This is a genomic window from Fructilactobacillus sp. X2R1C3, from assembly GCF_059901425.1.
The window spans coordinates 1-443 of sequence record NZ_JBWXUW010000008.1; the positions used below are offsets into that span (position 1 = coordinate 1).

Consider the following 443-nt stretch of genomic DNA (forward strand, 5'->3'; position numbering starts at 1 on the left):
TATGGAGGATACAGGGATCGAACCTGTGACCTCCTGCTTGTAAGGCAGATGCTCTCCCAGCTGAGCTAATCCTCCAAAATGACCCGTACGGGATTCGAACCCATGTTACTGCCGTGAAAGGGCAGTGTCTTAAACCACTTGACCAACGGGTCATACTACAAAAATATACGGAGAGTGAGGGATTCGAACCCTCGAAACAGACTTTAATCCGTTTACATCATTTCCAATGATGCTCCTTCGGCCAGCTCGGACAACTCTCCATAGTACTCCGGCAGGCGGGCTCGAACCGTCGACAACCTGATTAACAGTCAGGTGCTCTACCAACTGAGCTATGCCGGAATAATCGCGTGGCAACGTCCTACCCTTGCAGGGGGCGATCCCCCAACTACTCTTGGCGTGCTGAAGCTTAACTTCTGTGTTCGGCATGGGAACAGGTGTATCCT

4 tRNA genes and 1 rRNA gene are annotated in these 443 nt (G+C 51.5%); all 5 read right to left on the reverse strand.

Annotated features, from left to right (window positions below):
- Window positions 1-2: 2 nt before the first annotated feature.
- A tRNA-Val gene (locus tag AC6UDD_RS06895) sits at window positions 3-75 on the reverse strand.
- Window positions 76-79: 4 nt separating this feature from the next.
- Window positions 80-152 (reverse strand) — tRNA-Glu (locus AC6UDD_RS06900).
- A 16-nt stretch (window positions 153-168) separates the two neighbouring features.
- Window positions 169-260 (reverse strand) — tRNA-Ser (locus AC6UDD_RS06905).
- 6 nt (window positions 261-266) lie between these two features.
- A tRNA-Asn gene (locus AC6UDD_RS06910) sits at window positions 267-339 on the reverse strand.
- A 6-nt stretch (window positions 340-345) separates the two neighbouring features.
- Window positions 346-443, reverse strand: a 5S ribosomal RNA gene (gene rrf / locus AC6UDD_RS06915); the annotation flags it as partial.